This window comes from Lacisediminihabitans profunda (genome assembly GCF_008040105.1).
GTDB classification, from domain to species: Bacteria; Actinomycetota; Actinomycetes; order Actinomycetales; family Microbacteriaceae; genus Lacisediminihabitans; species Lacisediminihabitans profunda.
In genome coordinates, this window is sequence record NZ_VRMG01000004.1 from 390,442 (window position 1) to 405,920 (window position 15,479).

The following is a 15,479-nucleotide window of genomic DNA, read 5'->3' on the forward strand; positions in this document are numbered from 1 at the left end:
CGAATCGGGCCGAGCGGGCCGGTCGGGCCATCCGGCTAGCATTGCGGCATGACAGTCCCCGCCGTGCGCGTCAGCACCGACATCGCCCATTCGCTCAGCTCCGACGTGCTCGTGATCGGGGTCGGATCGTCGGATGACGGACCCGTGCTGCACGCCAACGCCGCCGCCTTTCCCGCCCTGGTGTCGAACCTCGCGGCGATCGGCATGACCGGCGGCAAGGACGAACTGGTGCGGGTGCCCGTCGCGGCCGGGGAGGCGCGCAGCATCGCCCTCGTCGGGCTCGGAAGCGGGCAACCGGATGCCCACGCGCTGCGCTACGCGGCCGGCACGGCGGCCCGTCGGCTGATCGGCGTCGAGTCGATCGTGATCGACCTGCCGGCAACGACGGATGCCGAGGTGCTCGCCGTGCTCGAGGGTGCGGCGATCGGCGCCTACTCGTACACCGAATACCGGTCCAGCTCCCTCGAGTCCACCAAGCGACCCGCGAGCGACGTCACCGTCGTGACGGCCACCGCGCCCGAGACAGACCTCGCGAAGCGGGCCGCCATCGTCGCGACCGCCATCCACCGCGTGCGCGACCTCGTCAACGCGCCGCCGTCCGACCTCTACCCGGAGTCCTTCGCCAACGCTGTCACCGAATTCGCCGACGGTCTCCCCGTGGAGGTGACGATCCTCGCCGACGAGGAGCTCGCCGCCGGTGGTTTCGGCGGCATCGTGGGCGTCGGAGCCGGGTCGACCCGCTCGCCGCGCCTGGTCAAGATCAGCTACGCGCCGCACGGAGCGACAAAACATCTCGCCCTGGTCGGCAAGGGAATCACCTTCGACACCGGCGGCCTCTCGATCAAGCCGGCTGCCTCCATGGTGGGCATGAAGTACGACATGGCCGGTGCGGCGACCGTGATGGCCGTCGTGCTTGCCGCCGCCGAACTCGGCATCGACGTGCGCATCACCGCCTGGCTCTGCATCGCCGAGAACATGCCGTCCGGGTCGGCGATCCGGCCGAACGACGTCCTGCGGATGCGCGGAGGCAAGACCGTGGAGGTACTCAACACCGACGCGGAGGGCCGACTCGTGATGGCGGACGGCCTCGTGGCGGCGAGCGAGGAGTTTCCGGACGCAATCGTGGACGTGGCCACCCTCACCGGCGCCGCGCGGGTGGCGCTCGGCGACCGTTACGCCGGGATCATGGGCGACGACGACTTCGTGGCGGCGATCATCGCCGCGGCGGCCATCGCCGGCGAATCGTTCTGGCCGATGCCGCTGCCGGCGGAGTTGCGCTCTGCGCTGAACTCGGATGTCGCCGACATCGCGAACGCCCGCATCGGTAACACCGCGGCCGGCATGCTCATCGCCGGAGTGTTCCTGCAGGAGTTCGTGGGCACGCGCCGGGAGCCGGCCGAGGGCCGCATCCCCTGGGCGCACCTCGACATCGCCGGATCCGGTACCAACCCGGGCGGAGGGTTCGGCTTCAACGCCAAGGGCCCGACCGGCATGAGCGTGCGCACCCTGCTCGCACTGGCCGAGGAGTTTTCCCATGCGTAGTAAGGTCTTTATGGCTGCAAAAATCGAGCCAATGCTGCCCGCCGGCCGACACGGCTGATCGGGCTCAAGCACTAATCCTGAGATCCAAGGGAGCCCCTGGTTGTCTGAGCAGACTTTTGACATTGTGATCCTCGGAGCAGGGAGCGGCGGCTACGCCGCAGCCCTGCGAGCGAGCCAACTGGGTTTCTCGGTGGCGCTCGTGGAGAAGGGCAAGATCGGCGGTACGTGTCTCCACATCGGTTGCATTCCGACCAAGGCACTGCTCCATTCGGCCGAGGTCGCGGACGTCACTCGTGAGTCTGCCAAGTACGGCGTGACCTCCACCTTCGGCGGGATCGACATCGCCGCCGTGACCGCGTACCGCGAGGGGATCGTCGCCGGCAAGTTCAAGGGACTCGTCGGGCACATCAAGGCCCGCGGCATCACCGTGATCGAGGGCGAGGGCCGCCTCGTCGCCGCCAACACCGTCAAGGTCGGCGAGGACACCCTCGTCGGCAAGAACGTGATCCTCGCCACCGGCTCGTACTCACGCTCACTGCCGGGGCTCGAACTCGGCGGCCGCATCATCGCGTCCGAGCAGGCCCTCGAGCTCGACTTCGTGCCGAAGAAGGTCGTCGTTCTCGGCGGCGGAGTCATCGGAGTCGAATTCTCGAGCGTCTGGCGCTCCTGGGGAGCCGAGGTCACGATCATCGAGGCACTCCCCCACCTCGTGCCCAACGAGGACGAGACGATCAGCAAGCAGTTCGAGCGCGCCTTCCGCCGCCGCGGCATCCAGTTCAAACTCGGCACCCGCTTCCAGTCGGTGACCCAGGACGAGAACGGTGTCGTCGTGACCCTCGAAACCGGCGAGACCGTGGAGGCCGAGCTTCTGCTCGTCGCCGTCGGTCGCGGCCCGTCGACGGCCGGCCTCGGCTTCGAGGAGGTGGGAGTGGCCATGGATCGCGGCTTCGTGCTCACCAACGAGCGACTGCTCACCAACATCCCCGGCGTGTACGCGGTCGGCGACATCGTGCCCGGTCTCCAACTCGCGCACCGCGGATTCCAGCAGGGAATCTTCGTCGCCGAGGAGATCGCCGGGCTCAACCCGATCGTGATCGACGACCTGAACATCCCCAAGGTCACCTACTCCGACCCCGAGGTCGCTTCCATCGGCCTCTCCGAGGTCAGGGCGCAGGAGAAGTACGGCGCCGACAAGGTGACCAGCTACGACTACAACCTCGCCGGAAACGGCAAGAGCCACATCATCGGCACCTCCGGTATCGTCAAGGTCATTCGCGTCAATGACGGCCCTGTCGTCGGAGTGCACATGATCGGTGCCCGCGTCGGCGAGCTCATCGGTGAGGCGCAGCTCGTGGTCAACTGGGAGGCATACCCCGAGGACATCGCCCCTCTGCTCCACGCCCACCCGACACAGAACGAAGCGCTGGGTGAGGCCTTCATGGCCCTCGCCGGCAAGCCATTGCACGTCTGAGTTCGCGTCACCAAACTAAGCTAGAACAACAGAACTGGTCTAAAGGAGCATCACTGATGAGCGAATCCGTCAACCTCCCGGCACTCGGTGAGAGTGTCACCGAGGGTACGGTTACCCGCTGGTTGAAGAACGTGGGCGACCGCGTGGAGGTCGACGAGCCGCTGCTCGAAGTGTCGACCGACAAGGTCGACACCGAGATCCCCTCACCCATCGCCGGAGTGATCGAAGCGATCCTCGTCGCGGAGGATGAGACGGTGGAGGTCGGCACCCCGCTCGTGACCATCGGAGACGGAACCGCCCCGGCAGCGGAGGCGCCCGCCGCCCCCGCGCAGGAGCCAGTGCCGGCGGAGGCCGCCCCGGTCGCCGCGCCCGCCGCGGCACCGGCAGCCGAATCCCCCGCCCCGGCCTTCGCACCGGAGCCCACGCCCGCCTACGCCCCCGCGCCGACCCCGGCCTTCGCGCCGGCGCCGGCGTACGCTCCGAACGCGGCCTCGGTCGCCGCACCGGCCGTGCCGGCCGAGGCGCCCATTGCCGAGGTGCCGTCGACGGAGGCCCCCGCCCCCGTGGAGGCGCCCGCCGCCCCCCAGGCGCCGGTCGCGCAGCCGGCCGCGCCGGTCCAGCCCGCTCCCGTCGCCGCGCCGGTCGAGACAGCGCCGGTCGAGACAGCACCGGTCGAGACAGCACCGGTTGAGGCCGCGCCGGTCGAGGCCGCGCCGGTCGAGGCCGCGCCGGTCGAGGCCGCGCCGGCTCCCGCCGCCGAGACCACGCCGTCGGTCTCCACCGTGTCGAACTCCGGCTACGTCACCCCGCTCGTTCGCAAGCTCGCCAACGAAAAGGGAATCGACCTCGCCACGGTGTCCGGCACGGGTGTCGGCGGTCGTATCCGCAAGGAGGACCTCGTCGTGGCTGCGGCTCCCGCGCCCGAGGCGGCACCGACGCCGGTCGCGCCCGCCGCGCTCGAGACGTCCCCGCTTCGTGGCACGAGCGTCCCCATGTCGCGGCTCCGCAAGGTGATCGCCGAGCGCGCGGTCATCTCGATGCAGTCGTCAGCCCAGCTCACCTCGGTCGTCGAGGTCGACGTGACGCTCGTCGCCAACTATCGCGACCGAGTGAAGGCCGAGTTCCAGCAGAAGACGGGCCTCAAGCTCACCTTCCTGCCGTTCTTCGCACTCGCCGCGGCCGAGGCGCTCAAGGCATACCCGATCATCAACGCGACGATCGATGGCGACACCATCGTCTACCCGGCGCAGGAGAACATCTCCATCGCCGTCGACACCGAGCGCGGCCTTCTCACACCGGTGATCCGTGACGCGGGCGCCCTCGATCTGGCCGGCCTCGCCGCCCAGATCGCCGACCTGGCGGCCCGCACGCGCGACAACAAGCTGAAGCCGGACGAGCTCGCCGGAGGCACCTTCACGCTCACGAACACCGGATCGCGTGGTGCCCTGTTCGACACGCCGATCGTGTTCCTGCCGCAGTCCGCGATCCTCGGCACGGGCATCGTGGCCAAGAAGCCCGTCGTGGTGACGAGCGGTGGACTCGACGCGATCGCCATCCGGTCGACGGTCTATCTGGCCCTCTCCTACGATCACCGGATCGTGGATGGCGCGGATGCCGCCCGCTTCCTTGTCGCGGTGAAGAACAGACTCGAGGGCGGCGACTTCGCCGGAAACCTCGGCGTCTAGGCACTCTTCGATCGTGTGACCTGACCGTCGCCCCCGACCGGCCGAAAGGCTAGCCGGGGGCGATGTCGCGTATCCGCCAGCCGGCGGAGCCCCGCACCAGCAGCAGCGACGCCGGGGGCGATCCGCTCGAACCAACGATCCTGACCATCGCCGAGTCCCCCAAGCGCTGGACGAGTTCGGCGTGGTCGGCCGCCATCGGCGCCGGCGTCCGCCGGTCCTGCTGGGCGGTGCGAATCAGATTCTCGTCCGCCTCGATGGCCGCTGAGCCGGCCTGGTCCACCGAGTCGAGACACTGCACAGACAGACCCTCGATGCACGCGGCACGCGCGGCCAGGAGAGCCATCGAGGCCGCCGCCGGGTCATCCGACCCGATCGCCGCCGAGTCACCCGCCGACGGCGACGCGGAGGTGCCGGCCGCCCCGCTCCTGGCCGGCGTCGCGGCGCCCGACGGCTCGGCTACCCGTCCCCGCGCCGGGGTCGCCGAACCGGCGGGTGCGAGAAGCGCTACCGCCAGCACGAGTGCGACCAGCCCGGCCGCTCCGCCCACCCAGACCGGTCGACGGACCCCGGCAAGGGAGCGCCGTAGCCGCTCCCGGAGTCGCTCGAGATCGCCGGCCGGGAACCCGAGGTTCGGCTGATCTCGCGCGCCTTCACTCCCGTTCCCCGCCGACGACCGGTGCACCCGTCGCCGGATGGTCGCCGACCTCGAGGTCGCCGGGGGGAACGAGCTCGGTGCCCCCGCTCCGTCGTCCGGTCGGGATTGCCGCCAGGCATCCCCCTGCACGGCGTCCAGCCGCCCGGGAAGGCGCGGTGGACGGCGCTCGGCGGCCGGGCCGTCGAGGTCGAGCGGGAGCGCCGGGGCGACGGCGAAGACCCGTTCGGCGAGTTGCCGCGGAAAGTCATGGGCGTTCTCGACGCGGTCGAAGGACTGCAGCCAGTCGAGCAGGGCGACGTGTGCCGGGCGGTGGCCGGCCGGTGCGACCCGGGCGAGCACGGTGTGCACCAGATCGACGAGGGCGTCGAGGTCTCGCGCCACCCACGGATCGTCGGAGAGTTGTGCCGGGGTCAGGCTGCGCCCGCGCGGGTCGGCGGGCAGCGAACCGATGAGGTGCGCGCTGCCGAATCCCGCCACGACCGGGGCGCCCACGTGGTCGAGCAGCACCGACGAGAGTCGCAGCGCCCCGTGCGCCACCCCGAGGCGGTGGAGTTCCCCCACCGCCTCGACCACGGGCACGAGGGCCGTCACGGCCTCGCCCTCGTCAATCGTCGACCGCTCGGCGAGCACCCGGCCCAGGCTCGACGCCCCGAGGCGCGGGAGAATCAGGCACGGCCTGCCGTCGCCGACGATGGCCAGATCCCTCAGCTCGACGATGTGGCGCGCCGAGACTCGCGCGAGAGCCTCGATCTCGGTGTCGATGCTCTGCAGCGGCGTCGTGGACCGGTAGAGCTTGATCGCGGCCGTGCGGTCGGGACGCGGCGCGGCATCCGACCCCGCGTGGCCGAGGAACACCTCGGCGCGCTCGCCCTCACCGAGCTTGCGCACGAGCCGATAGCCGCCGACGGATTCCACGCTGCAATGATGATCGCGGGGCCGAGCGAGACGGCCGGTGGCGCGCGCGAGGTGGACAACCGGAGGAGGAAGGTGCCGGGAGAGGAGCGGTGCCCGATCGCGGGATAGGCTTGTCGCGTGATCGACTATGTCGTCGCGGGGCTAAGCGCCAACTCCGTGCCGTACTTGGAAGCCCTCGAGCTTCAACGCGCAACCCATCGTTCCGTCGTCGACGGGACATCCCCAGACACGGTCATCTTCCTGGAGCATCCGTCGGTCTACACGGCCGGCAAGCGCACCGAGGACTCCGAGCGGCCGTCAGACGGCACTCCGGTGATCGACGTGGACCGGGGAGGCAAGATCACCTGGCACGGGCCAGGACAGCTCGTCGGGTATCCCATCCTCCGGCTGCCCAACCCGATCGACGTCGTCGGCTACGTGCGCCGCCTCGAGGCGATGCTCATCGATGTGCTGGCCGAACTCGGCGTCGAGTCGGGCCGGGTCGAGGGTCGCTCCGGGGTGTGGATCGACGGCAACGACAAGATCGCCGCGATCGGCATCCGGGTCGCCGAGGGCGTGACGATGCACGGCTTCTCGCTCAACTGCAGCAACGACTTCGCCGCCTACGATTCGATCGTCGCGTGCGGTCTCGCCGACGCCGGGGTCACCTCGATTTCCCGCATCCTCGGTCGCCGGGTCGACCCCGCCGACGTTGTTCCGATCATCCAGCGCCACTTCTCGATCGTGGCCGGAGTGACCGCGTGAGCGCGCCGACCGAGGGCCGCAAGCTTCTGCGCCTCGAGGTGCGAAACGCCGAGACCCCGATCGAGCGCAAGCCGGAGTGGATCAAGACCCGCGCCAGGATGGGCCCCGAATACCTGCAGCTGCAGCAGCTGGTGAAGAGCGAGAACCTGCACACCGTGTGCCAGGAGGCCGGCTGCCCCAACATCTTCGAGTGCTGGGAAGACCGTGAGGCCACGTTCCTGATCGGAGGCTCGCAGTGCACGCGTCGCTGCGACTTCTGCCAGATCGACACCGGAAAGCCGGCCGACTACGACACCGACGAGCCGCGACGAGTGGCCGAGTCGGTCGTCGCGATGAACCTCCGATACGCCACCGTCACGGGCGTGGCCCGGGATGACCTGCCAGACGAGGGCGCGTGGCTGCACGCCGAGACGGTGCGACAGATCCACTCCCAGTCGCCGGGAACCGGGGTCGAGATCCTCGCGACCGACTTCTCCGGCAACCCCGACCTGCTCGGCGAGGTGTTCTCCTCCCGCCCGGAGGTCTTCGCGCACAACGTGGAGACGGTGCCCAGGATCTTCAAGCGCATCCGCCCGGCATTCCGCTACGAGCGATCGCTCGACGTGCTCACCCAGGGCCGCGCGGCCGGTCTCATCACCAAGTCGAACCTCATTCTCGGCATGGGCGAGGAGCGCGCCGAAGTCAGCCAGGCGCTGCAGGATCTTCACGACGCCGGCACCGACATCATCACCATCACCCAGTACCTACGGCCCTCTCCCAGACACCTTCCGGTTGCCCGCTGGGTGCGGCCGGAGGAATTCGTGGAGATGAAGGAAGAGGCCGAGGCCATCGGATTCCTCGGCGTGCTCGCCGGGCCGCTCGTGCGCTCGTCCTACCGCGCCGGCCGCCTGTGGGCCCAGTCGATGCGGAGCAAGGGCCGCGAGGTGCCGGAGCAGCTGCGTCACCTTTCCGATGCGTCCCTTGGCTTTGCTCAGGCCGTATCCTAGGAACATGGCACGCACGAAAGACTCCGCTCCCAAGCCGGCGAAAGAGCCCGGCCGTCTGAAGCAGATGTACCAGGTCTTCCAGATGACCCGACGGTACGACTCGAACGCGGTCTGGTGGATGGCCCTCGCCGTGCTCGCGCCGATCCTCGTCGGAATCGTGGCCGGCTTCATCCTCTCCCCCGACTCCACGTTCGGCTTCGTGCTGTGGATCGTGGCCGGGGTGCTCGGCGGCGTGCTGCTCTTCCTGATCGTGCTCGGCCGTCGCGCCGAGAAGGCCGCGTACTCACAGATCGAGGGCCAGCCAGGAGCCGTGGGCGCCGTGCTGAAGAGCTCGCTGCGGCGCGGCTGGACCGCGAGCGAAATGCCGGTCGCGGTGAGCCCGAAGACCCAGGACGCGGTCTATCGCGCCGTCGGCAACGGCGGGGTGGTGCTGATCGGAGAGGGTCCGAAGTCGCGCACCCAGAAGATGCTCGACGAGGAACGGCGCCGCATCACCCGCATCCTGCCGAACGTCGCGGTCAATTTCCTGCATGTCGGCCCCGATGAAGACGCGGTGCCGCTGCACAAGCTCGCCGGCCGGATGGCAAGGTTCAAGCGGACGCTCAACAAGGCCGAGATCTACGCCGTGAGCAACCGACTGAGCTCGCTCGGCAAGAACCAGCTTCCGATTCCCAAGGGCGTCGACCCGATGCGCGCCAGGGCTCCCCGCCCGCGCTAGCCTCTGTTCGCCGGGCGCACCGCGGCGGGCAGCCGCAATTGTGCCCGTTCGACGCGATCGTGCCCGGTCGCCGCGCCACAATCGCGACAAAGGGCATCGCGTGCGACGGTGCGGTGGGCAGCGCCAACTAGCGGCGAACGAGCACCGTTCCGGCGAGGCGGTCGTGGAATCCACGCTGGTCTCGGTCCCAGATGAGCGCGGGGATGCCGATGCACAGGAAGACCGTGCGCACGGCCGGCCTCCACACCCCGATCCAGCCGGGCACCAGCGGAACCAGCCGCATCCCGAGCAGGAGGTGTCCGACGCTTCCGCCGAGCAGCGCGAGGAACACGATCTGCAGAATCGCGAAGATCGCCAGGATCGTGAAGGGGTCCGGCGAGGCTCCCGGCGTGCTGAAGAACACCCACGCGAGCAGATAGGCGAGACCCCAGTCGATCACCAGGGCGGCGACGCGGCGGCCGAGCCGGGCGACGGATCTCGGCCCGGATTCCGGTAGACCGAGGCGACGTCCCGGCCAGTCCCCCGCTTCCCGATCGGCGCTTTTCGAATCGGGCGAAAGGGGGGATGCCATGGCTTAATCCTACGGCCAGCGCCCAGCCGTAACATGCCGGAAACAATAGCGACACCATGGCGAAACCCCGTCGGCCTAGCCTCGCTATGGCTGTATTTGCCGCCGACCCGTACCAAGCTCATTGGAGTCCTTCACATGTTCAGTGATTCTTCAGAAGTGCTCAAGTTCATCAAGGACACTGACGTCAAGTTCCTTGATCTTCGTTTCACCGATCTCCCCGGTGTGCAGCAGCATTTCAATATCCCCGCCTCGACCGTCGATGAGGAGTTCTTCTCGGTCGGGCAGATGTTCGATGGTTCATCCATCCGTGGATTCGCATCCATCCACGAGTCGGACATGCAGCTCATCCCCGACGTGACCACGGCCTACATCGACCCGTTCCGCGTCGAGCGCACGCTGATCATGGTCTTCGACATCTACAACCCGCGCAACGGCGAGATCTACGGCCGCGACCCGCGCCAGGTGGCCAAAAAGGCGGAGAAGTACCTCGCCTCCACGGGCATCGCCGACACCGCCTTCTTCGCCCCCGAGGCCGAGTTCTACGTCTTCGACGACGTGCGCTACGAGGTCAAGCAGAACGGTTCGTTCTGGAAGGTCGACTCCGACGAGGGCGCCTGGAACTCCGGCCGCGAGGAAGACGGCGGAAACCTCGCCAACAAGACGCCATACAAGGGCGGCTACTTCCCGGTGAGCCCGATCGACAAGCAGGCCGACCTTCGCGACGACATGAGCCTCAAGCTCATCGACGCCGGCCTCATCCTCGAGCGCGCCCACCACGAGGTCGGCACCGGCGGCCAGGCGGAGATCAACTACCGCTTCAACACCATGGTGAACGCGGCGGACGACCTGCTCAAGTTCAAATACATCATCAAGAACACCGCGGAGCAGTGGGGCAAGACCGCGACGTTCATGCCGAAGCCGCTCTTCGGCGACAACGGATCGGGCATGCACACCCACCAGTCCCTCTGGAACGACGGCGTGCCGCTGTTCTATGACGAGAAGGGCTACGGCGGGCTCAGCGACATCGCGCGCTGGTACATCGGAGGCCTGCTCAAGCACGCCCCGGCAGTGCTCGCGTTCACCAACCCGACGCTCAACTCGTACCGTCGACTGATCCCCGGCTTCGAGGCCCCGGTCAACCTGGTCTACTCGGCCGGCAACCGGTCGGCGTCGATCCGCATCCCGATCACAGGCACCAACCCCAAGGCGAAGCGCATCGAGTTCCGCGCGCCGGACGCCTCGGGTAACCCGTACCTCGCCTTCGCCGCGCAGCTCATGGCCGGCCTCGACGGAATCAAGAACCGCATCGAGCCGCACGAGCCGGTCGACAAGGACCTGTACGAGCTCCCGCCAGAGGAGGCGAAGAACATCCCGCAGGTTCCCGCGTCTCTCGAGGAGGCCCTGCGCGCCCTCGAGGCCGACCACGACTTCCTCACCGCAGGAAACGTGTTCACGCCCGACCTGATCCAGACCTGGATCTCGTACAAGCGCGACAAGGAAATCATCCCGGCCGCCCAGCGCCCCACCCCGTTCGAGTACGAGCTGTACTACAGCGTGTAGTCGTTCGGCGTAGACACGGGCCGCATCCCCTCGGGGGTGCGGCCCTTTGTCGTCCGCCCAGTGGTCAGGCTCCGACGAGCGTGCCCCAGTTGCGAAGCACGAGAGAGGCCGGGTAGGCCAGGAGCGGCGCGGGTGACGTGCCCAGACCGGTGAGCTTCCAGCCGGCCCGAGCGCCACGCGTGGGCGTCCCCGGGACGCCACGGAGTCGTACATCAAGTTCGTGGCCGGCCAGGGCCCGGCGGACCACATCGCGAAGGCCAAGTCCCTGCCCGATGCCGGGAGTCACTTCCGGAACCGGTCTAGCCGGTGGTGGGTTCTTGGCGCGCCTCCACGCCGTAGAAGCGCCGCTCGAAGACTGCCCGTGCCAGCCGGGTCACCCGGAGGTAGTCCTCCTCGAGGGCCGACGCCGAGCCCGGCGGGTATTCGAGCAGGCGCGCGACCCCGTCGAGTTGTCTGCGGTCGGTGGGCAGCACATCCGCCGTGCGTGCGGTCCACAGCGTCATCGCTGAGCGCACCCGGGAGGCGAGCACCCACGCGTCCCGCAGCTTGTCGGCCTCGGCATCCGTCAGGAAGCCCTCCCGGCGTGCGACGTCGAGGGCGGCAAGGGTGGAGGTTGTGCGCAGCCCGGGAATGCGCGCTCCATGCTGCAGCTGGATCAGCTGCACGAACCACTCGACGTCGCTGAGAGAGCCCCGGCCCAGCTTGAGATGACGCGCTGGGTCGGCCGCCTGCGGGAGCCGTTCGGACTCCACTCGCGCTTTGATGCGCTTGACCTCGCGAACGTCCTTGTCGGCGATGCTTGTCGGAAAGCGCACCTCGTCGGCGAGGGCCTCGAAGTCGGCCATCAGGGCCGCGTCGCCCACCGCCGCCCGTGCCCGCAGGAGGGCCTGTGCCTCCCAGGTGAGGGACCAGCGCTCGTAATACGCGCGGTAGCTCGCGAGCGAACGCACGACCGCGCCGTTCTTTCCCTCGGGCCGAAGATCGAGGTCGAGGTCCAGGGGCAGCCGCAGATCCTCGGTCTGCCTCGCCAGGTCCGCCACGATCGCCTCGGCAGTGGCCTGCGCCTCGGCGTCGGTGGCCGTGGTCGCGCGGTAGACGTACATCACGTCGGCATCCGAGCCGAAGCCGAGCTCCTGACCGCCGTAGCGCCCCATCGCGATGATGGCGAACTCGATGCCATCGTGCGGGGCGCGAACCGCGGAGAGCACGCCGGTGAGCAGCGTGGTGGTCACGTCCGCGAGGGCGCGCCCGAGCTGCTCCACGCGCACGTGGCCGAGGATGGCTCCGATCGCGAGGCGCAGCACCTCGCGTCGTCGCGCGGTGCGCAGGGCGAGGGCTGCTGAGGCGAGATCATCGTGACGGGCGAGAGTCGCCACGGTCTCCTCGATCAGGGCGGCGGCGGTGCGTGGCCGCAGTTCCTCCTCGTGGTCGAACCACGCGGCGGCCTCGGGGATGCGTTCGAGCAGCACCCCGACGAAGCGCGAACTCGAGAGCACGTTGGTGAGGCGCTTGGCGGCCCCGGACGAGTCGCGCAGCATCCGCAGGAACCAGTACGACTCCCCCAGGTCGTCGCTCAGCCGCCGGAAGGCAAGAAGGCCGTAGTCGGGGTCAGCGCCATCGGCGAACCACTGCAGCATGACGGGCAGCAGGTGCCGCTGGATCGACGCGCGTCGTGACACTCCCCCGGTGAGGGCGGCGATGTGAGCGAGTGCCCCCTTCGGGTCGGTGAACCCGATCGCCGCGAGTCTGTCGGTGGCTTGCCGGCTGGTGAGCGCGAAGTCGCCCTCCCGGAGCCCCGCGACGGCCGAGAGGAGTGGCCGGTAGAAGAGACGCTCGTGCAGGCTGCGAACCGCGTGTTTGACCCTCGTCCACTGCTCGGTGAGCTCGGCGGCGCTCGTCGCGCGCCCCGTGGCCCTGGCGAGGATGCGCAGCGACTCCTGGTCACTCGGCATGAGATGGGTGCGCCGCAGGTGTGCGAGTTGAAGCCGGTGCTCGAGAAGTCGCAGGAAGCGGTAGTCCCTGGCGAACTCGGCCGACTCCACCCGCCCGATGTAGCCCTGCTCGGCGAGAGCGGCCAGGGCGGGAAGGGTGGCCCGCTGGCGCACCCGATCGTCCGTCTGCCCGTGCACGAGCTGGAGGAGCTGGATGGTGAACTCGACATCGCGGAGTCCGCCCGGTCCGAGCTTGAGTTGGAAGTCGAGCTCGTCGCTCGGGATGTTCTCGGTGACGCGCTCGCGCATCCGCTGCACGCCCTCCACGAAATTCTCGCGGGACGCGCTCGTCCACACCTTCGGCGCGACCCGCTCCACGTAGCGTTCCCCGAGCTCGAGGTCGCCGGCGAGCGGTCTCGCCTTGAGCAAGGCCTGGAACTCCCAGCTCTTCGCCCAGCGGTCGTAATACGCGACGTGGGACTCGAGGCTACGCACGAGGGCGCCGTCCTTGCCCTCCGGCCGCAGGTTGGCGTCCACCTCCCAGAGCCTCGGCTCCCTGGCGAAGTCGTGGATGCCGCGCATGGTCGCCATGGCGATCCGCGTTCCGACCTCCACGGCCCGGTCATCCGAGATGCCGTCGCCTTCGACGACGAAGATCACGTCGACGTCGCTCACGTAGTTGAGTTCGCGCGCCCCCGCCTTGCCCATTCCGATGATGGCCAGGCGGGTGGCCGTCACCTGGTCGGCGGGGAAGGTCGAGTGGCTCTTCGCGACCGCGAGGGACGCGTCGAGCGCGGCGGCGGCCAGATCCGCGAGGGCGGCCGCCACCGTGTCGAGCGCTCCGAGCGGGTCGGCCTGAGCGAGGTCGTAGGCGGTGAGCGCGCTGAGATGACGGCGATAGCGGGCCCGGAGGGCGTTCCAGGCCGTCTCCTCGGGCTCCGCATCGAGACCCGCCACGGAGTCGAGGAGGTCCTCACGGTACTCGTCGACGGTCGGCGGCCGCTCGAGCGCTTCGGCGAGGGCCGTGAGCTCGTGCGGGTGCCGGCGGAAGAACTCCGCGAGCCCCGACGACGCCCCGAGTACACGCACCAGGCGGTGGGCGCTGTCGTCGCCGCCAAGCAGGGCGCCGACCTCGGCCGGCGATTGCCGCATCAGCTCCATGAGCGACCTCAGGGCCTGGTCCGGGTTCGCGGCGTCGGCGAAGAACGCCACGAGACCACCGGTCTCGTGAGTCAGCCCGAGTTCGGCCAACTGCGAGGCCGCCTCGTCCAGCTCGGCAAAGCCGAGCCTCGCCAGATCGGTGAGGGTGGTCAGTTCGCGCGCCATCGAACGATCCTTTGCTGGGTTACAGCATCTCCAGGTTGCTCTTCAGCTCGTAGGGCGTCACCTGGGCGCGGTACTCGCGCCACTCCTGGCGCTTGTTGAGCAGCACGAAGTTGAATACCTGCTCGCCGAGCGTCTCGGCGACGAGCTCCGATTCCTCCATCAGCGACACCGCGTGGTCGAGACTCGCCGGCAGCTGGCTGTAGCCGAGCGCCCTGCGCTCCGCGTCCGACAGCTCCCAGACGTTGTCTTCGGCCTCCGGGGGGAGCTCGTAGCCCTCCTCGATACCCTTGAGTCCGGCGGCGAGGAGCAGCGAGAACGCGAGGTAGGGATTGGCGGCGGAGTCGATCGCCCGGTACTCGACGCGCGCGCTCTGGCCCTTGTTGGGCTTGTAGAGCGGCACCCGCACGAGGGCGGAGCGGTTGTTGTGGCCCCAGGTCACGAAGCTCGGCGCCTCACCGAGCTTGTTCTGGGATGCCCCGCCCCAGAGCCGCTTGTACGAGTTGACGAACTGGTTGGTGACCGCGGTGATCTCCGGGGCGTGCTTGAGCAGCCCGGCGATGAACTGGCGGCCGATCCTGGAGAGCTGGTACTGCCCGCCGGCGTCGAAGAAGGCGTTGGAGTCGCCCTCGAACAGGGACATGTGGGTGTGCATCCCGGACCCGGGTTCGCCGGACAGGGGCTTTGGCATGAAGGTCGCGTAGACCCCCTGCTCGATCGCCACCTCCTTGATCACCGTGCGGAAGGTCATGATGTTGTCGGCGGTGGTGAGCGCGTCCGCGTAGCGCAGATCGATCTCGTTCTGGCCGGGGCCGGCCTCGTGGTGGCTGAATTCCACCGAGATGCCGAGATCCTCGAGCATGCGCACGGAGCGCCGGCGGAAGTCGTGAGCTGTGCCGCCAGGCACGTTGTCGAAGTAGCCGGCCTGGTCGACGGGTTCCGGCCCGTCCGTGCCGTACTTCGAGCTCTTGAGCAGATAGAACTCCACCTCGGGGTGGGTGTAGAAGGTGAAGCCGCGTTCGGCCGCCGTGGCCAGGGTGCGCTTGAGCACGTTGCGCGGGTCGGCCACCGCCGGCTGGCCGTCGGGGGTGGTGATGTCGCAGAACATCCTGGCCGTCGGGTCGATCTCTCCGCGCCACGGCAGGATCTGGAAGGTCGCGGGATCCGGATGGGCCAGCACGTCCGCCTCATAGGACCGGGTGAGGCCCTCGATGGCCGAGCCGTCGAATCCGAGGCCCTCGGCGAATGCGCCCTCCACCTCGGCGGGGGCGATCGCGACGGACTTGAGGGTGCCGACGACATCCGTGAACCAGAGGCGGATGAACTTGACTCCGCGTTCCTCGATCGTACGAAGAACGAAGTCACGCTGCTTGTCCAT

General features: G+C 68.8%; 12 protein-coding genes. 7 read left to right on the forward strand and 5 right to left on the reverse strand.

Annotated features, from left to right (window positions below):
- The first annotated feature begins 48 nt into the window (after positions 1 to 48).
- The 3 genes from FVP33_RS04410 to FVP33_RS04420 all read left to right on the forward strand — a co-directional run bounded on the left by FVP33_RS04410 (position 49) and on the right by FVP33_RS04420 (position 4,698).
- Positions 49 to 1,542: a leucyl aminopeptidase gene (locus FVP33_RS04410; RefSeq protein ID WP_147782407.1), complete on the forward strand. Its 1,494-nt coding sequence runs from the start codon at positions 49 to 51 to the stop codon at positions 1,540 to 1,542.
- Between the two features lie 100 nt (positions 1,543 to 1,642).
- Positions 1,643 to 3,013 carry a dihydrolipoyl dehydrogenase gene (gene lpdA / locus FVP33_RS04415; protein WP_147782408.1) on the forward strand — a complete coding sequence of 457 codons (1,371 nt, stop codon included), beginning with the start codon at positions 1,643 to 1,645 and terminating at the stop codon, positions 3,011 to 3,013.
- 56 nt (positions 3,014 to 3,069) lie between these two features.
- Complete coding sequence (locus FVP33_RS04420) at positions 3,070 to 4,698, forward strand: 2-oxo acid dehydrogenase subunit E2 (RefSeq protein WP_147782409.1); 1,629 nt, start codon at positions 3,070 to 3,072, stop codon at positions 4,696 to 4,698.
- 49 nt (positions 4,699 to 4,747) lie between these two features.
- Here the strand turns inward: FVP33_RS04420 and FVP33_RS04425 are convergent, their stop codons facing one another.
- The gene (locus FVP33_RS04425) at positions 4,748 to 6,268 is read right to left on the reverse strand and encodes a protein kinase domain-containing protein (protein WP_147782410.1); all 1,521 of its coding nucleotides are present in this window, start codon (positions 6,266 to 6,268) and stop codon (positions 4,748 to 4,750) included.
- A 117-nt stretch (positions 6,269 to 6,385) separates the two neighbouring features.
- Here FVP33_RS04425 and lipB point away from each other — a divergent pair, with 117 nt between their 5' ends.
- From lipB to FVP33_RS04440, 3 genes are read left to right on the forward strand one after another with little or no spacing between them, the layout of a single operon-like run.
- Complete coding sequence (gene lipB / locus FVP33_RS04430; RefSeq protein ID WP_147782411.1) at positions 6,386 to 7,012, forward strand: lipoyl(octanoyl) transferase LipB; 627 nt, start codon at positions 6,386 to 6,388, stop codon at positions 7,010 to 7,012.
- Positions 7,009 to 7,998 carry a lipoyl synthase gene (gene lipA / locus FVP33_RS04435; RefSeq protein ID WP_147782412.1) on the forward strand — a complete coding sequence of 330 codons (990 nt, stop codon included), beginning with the start codon at positions 7,009 to 7,011 and terminating at the stop codon, positions 7,996 to 7,998. Before lipB ends, lipA begins: the two co-directional genes overlap by 4 nt.
- A 4-nt stretch (positions 7,999 to 8,002) precedes the next feature.
- Positions 8,003 to 8,716 (forward strand): DUF4191 domain-containing protein, encoded by a 714-nt coding sequence (locus tag FVP33_RS04440; protein ID WP_147782413.1) that lies wholly within the window; start codon positions 8,003 to 8,005, stop codon positions 8,714 to 8,716.
- A gap of 127 nt (positions 8,717 to 8,843) precedes the next feature.
- Here FVP33_RS04440 and FVP33_RS04445 read toward each other — a convergent pair whose 3' ends face one another.
- A complete protein-coding gene (locus FVP33_RS04445) occupies positions 8,844 to 9,287 on the reverse strand; it encodes an RDD family protein (protein WP_147782414.1) in 444 nt (147 codons plus the stop codon).
- A gap of 135 nt (positions 9,288 to 9,422) precedes the next feature.
- Here FVP33_RS04445 and glnA point away from each other — a divergent pair, with 135 nt between their 5' ends.
- Positions 9,423 to 10,847 (forward strand): type I glutamate--ammonia ligase, encoded by a 1,425-nt coding sequence (gene glnA / locus FVP33_RS04450; protein ID WP_147782415.1) that lies wholly within the window; start codon positions 9,423 to 9,425, stop codon positions 10,845 to 10,847.
- Between the two features lie 64 nt (positions 10,848 to 10,911).
- Here glnA and FVP33_RS04455 read toward each other — a convergent pair whose 3' ends face one another.
- Genes FVP33_RS04455 through FVP33_RS04465 form a run of 3 tightly spaced genes read right to left on the reverse strand, consistent with a single transcriptional unit; the run spans position 10,912 to position 15,479 of the window.
- Entirely contained in the window at positions 10,912 to 11,133 is a 222-nt protein-coding gene (locus tag FVP33_RS04455) for a hypothetical protein (RefSeq protein WP_147782416.1), read from the reverse strand.
- 13 nt (positions 11,134 to 11,146) lie between these two features.
- Positions 11,147 to 14,104, reverse strand: a complete 2,958-nt coding sequence (locus tag FVP33_RS04460) for a bifunctional [glutamine synthetase] adenylyltransferase/[glutamine synthetase]-adenylyl-L-tyrosine phosphorylase (protein ID WP_147782417.1) — start codon at positions 14,102 to 14,104, stop codon at positions 11,147 to 11,149.
- Positions 14,105 to 14,123: 19 nt separating this feature from the next.
- On the reverse strand, positions 14,124 to 15,479 hold the full coding sequence (locus FVP33_RS04465; RefSeq protein WP_147782418.1) for a glutamine synthetase family protein: 1,356 nt from the start codon (positions 15,477 to 15,479) through the stop codon (positions 14,124 to 14,126).

Bases quoted from the DNA above. Each gene is read 5' to 3' on its own strand.
- FVP33_RS04410 (WP_147782407.1), top strand. From the start codon at position 49: ATGACAGTCCCCGCCGTGCGCGTCAGCACCGACATCGCCCATTCGCTC.
- FVP33_RS04420 (WP_147782409.1), top strand. From the start codon at position 3,070: ATGAGCGAATCCGTCAACCTCCCGGCACTCGGTGAGAGTGTCACCGAG.
- FVP33_RS04440 (WP_147782413.1), top strand. From the start codon at position 8,003: ATGGCACGCACGAAAGACTCCGCTCCCAAGCCGGCGAAAGAGCCCGGC.
- FVP33_RS04445 (WP_147782414.1), bottom strand. From the start codon at position 9,287: ATGGCATCCCCCCTTTCGCCCGATTCGAAAAGCGCCGATCGGGAAGCG.
- glnA (WP_147782415.1), top strand. From the start codon at position 9,423: ATGTTCAGTGATTCTTCAGAAGTGCTCAAGTTCATCAAGGACACTGAC.
- FVP33_RS04460 (WP_147782417.1), bottom strand. From the start codon at position 14,104: ATGGCGCGCGAACTGACCACCCTCACCGATCTGGCGAGGCTCGGCTTT.
- FVP33_RS04465 (WP_147782418.1), bottom strand. From the start codon at position 15,479: ATGGACAAGCAGCGTGACTTCGTTCTTCGTACGATCGAGGAACGCGGA.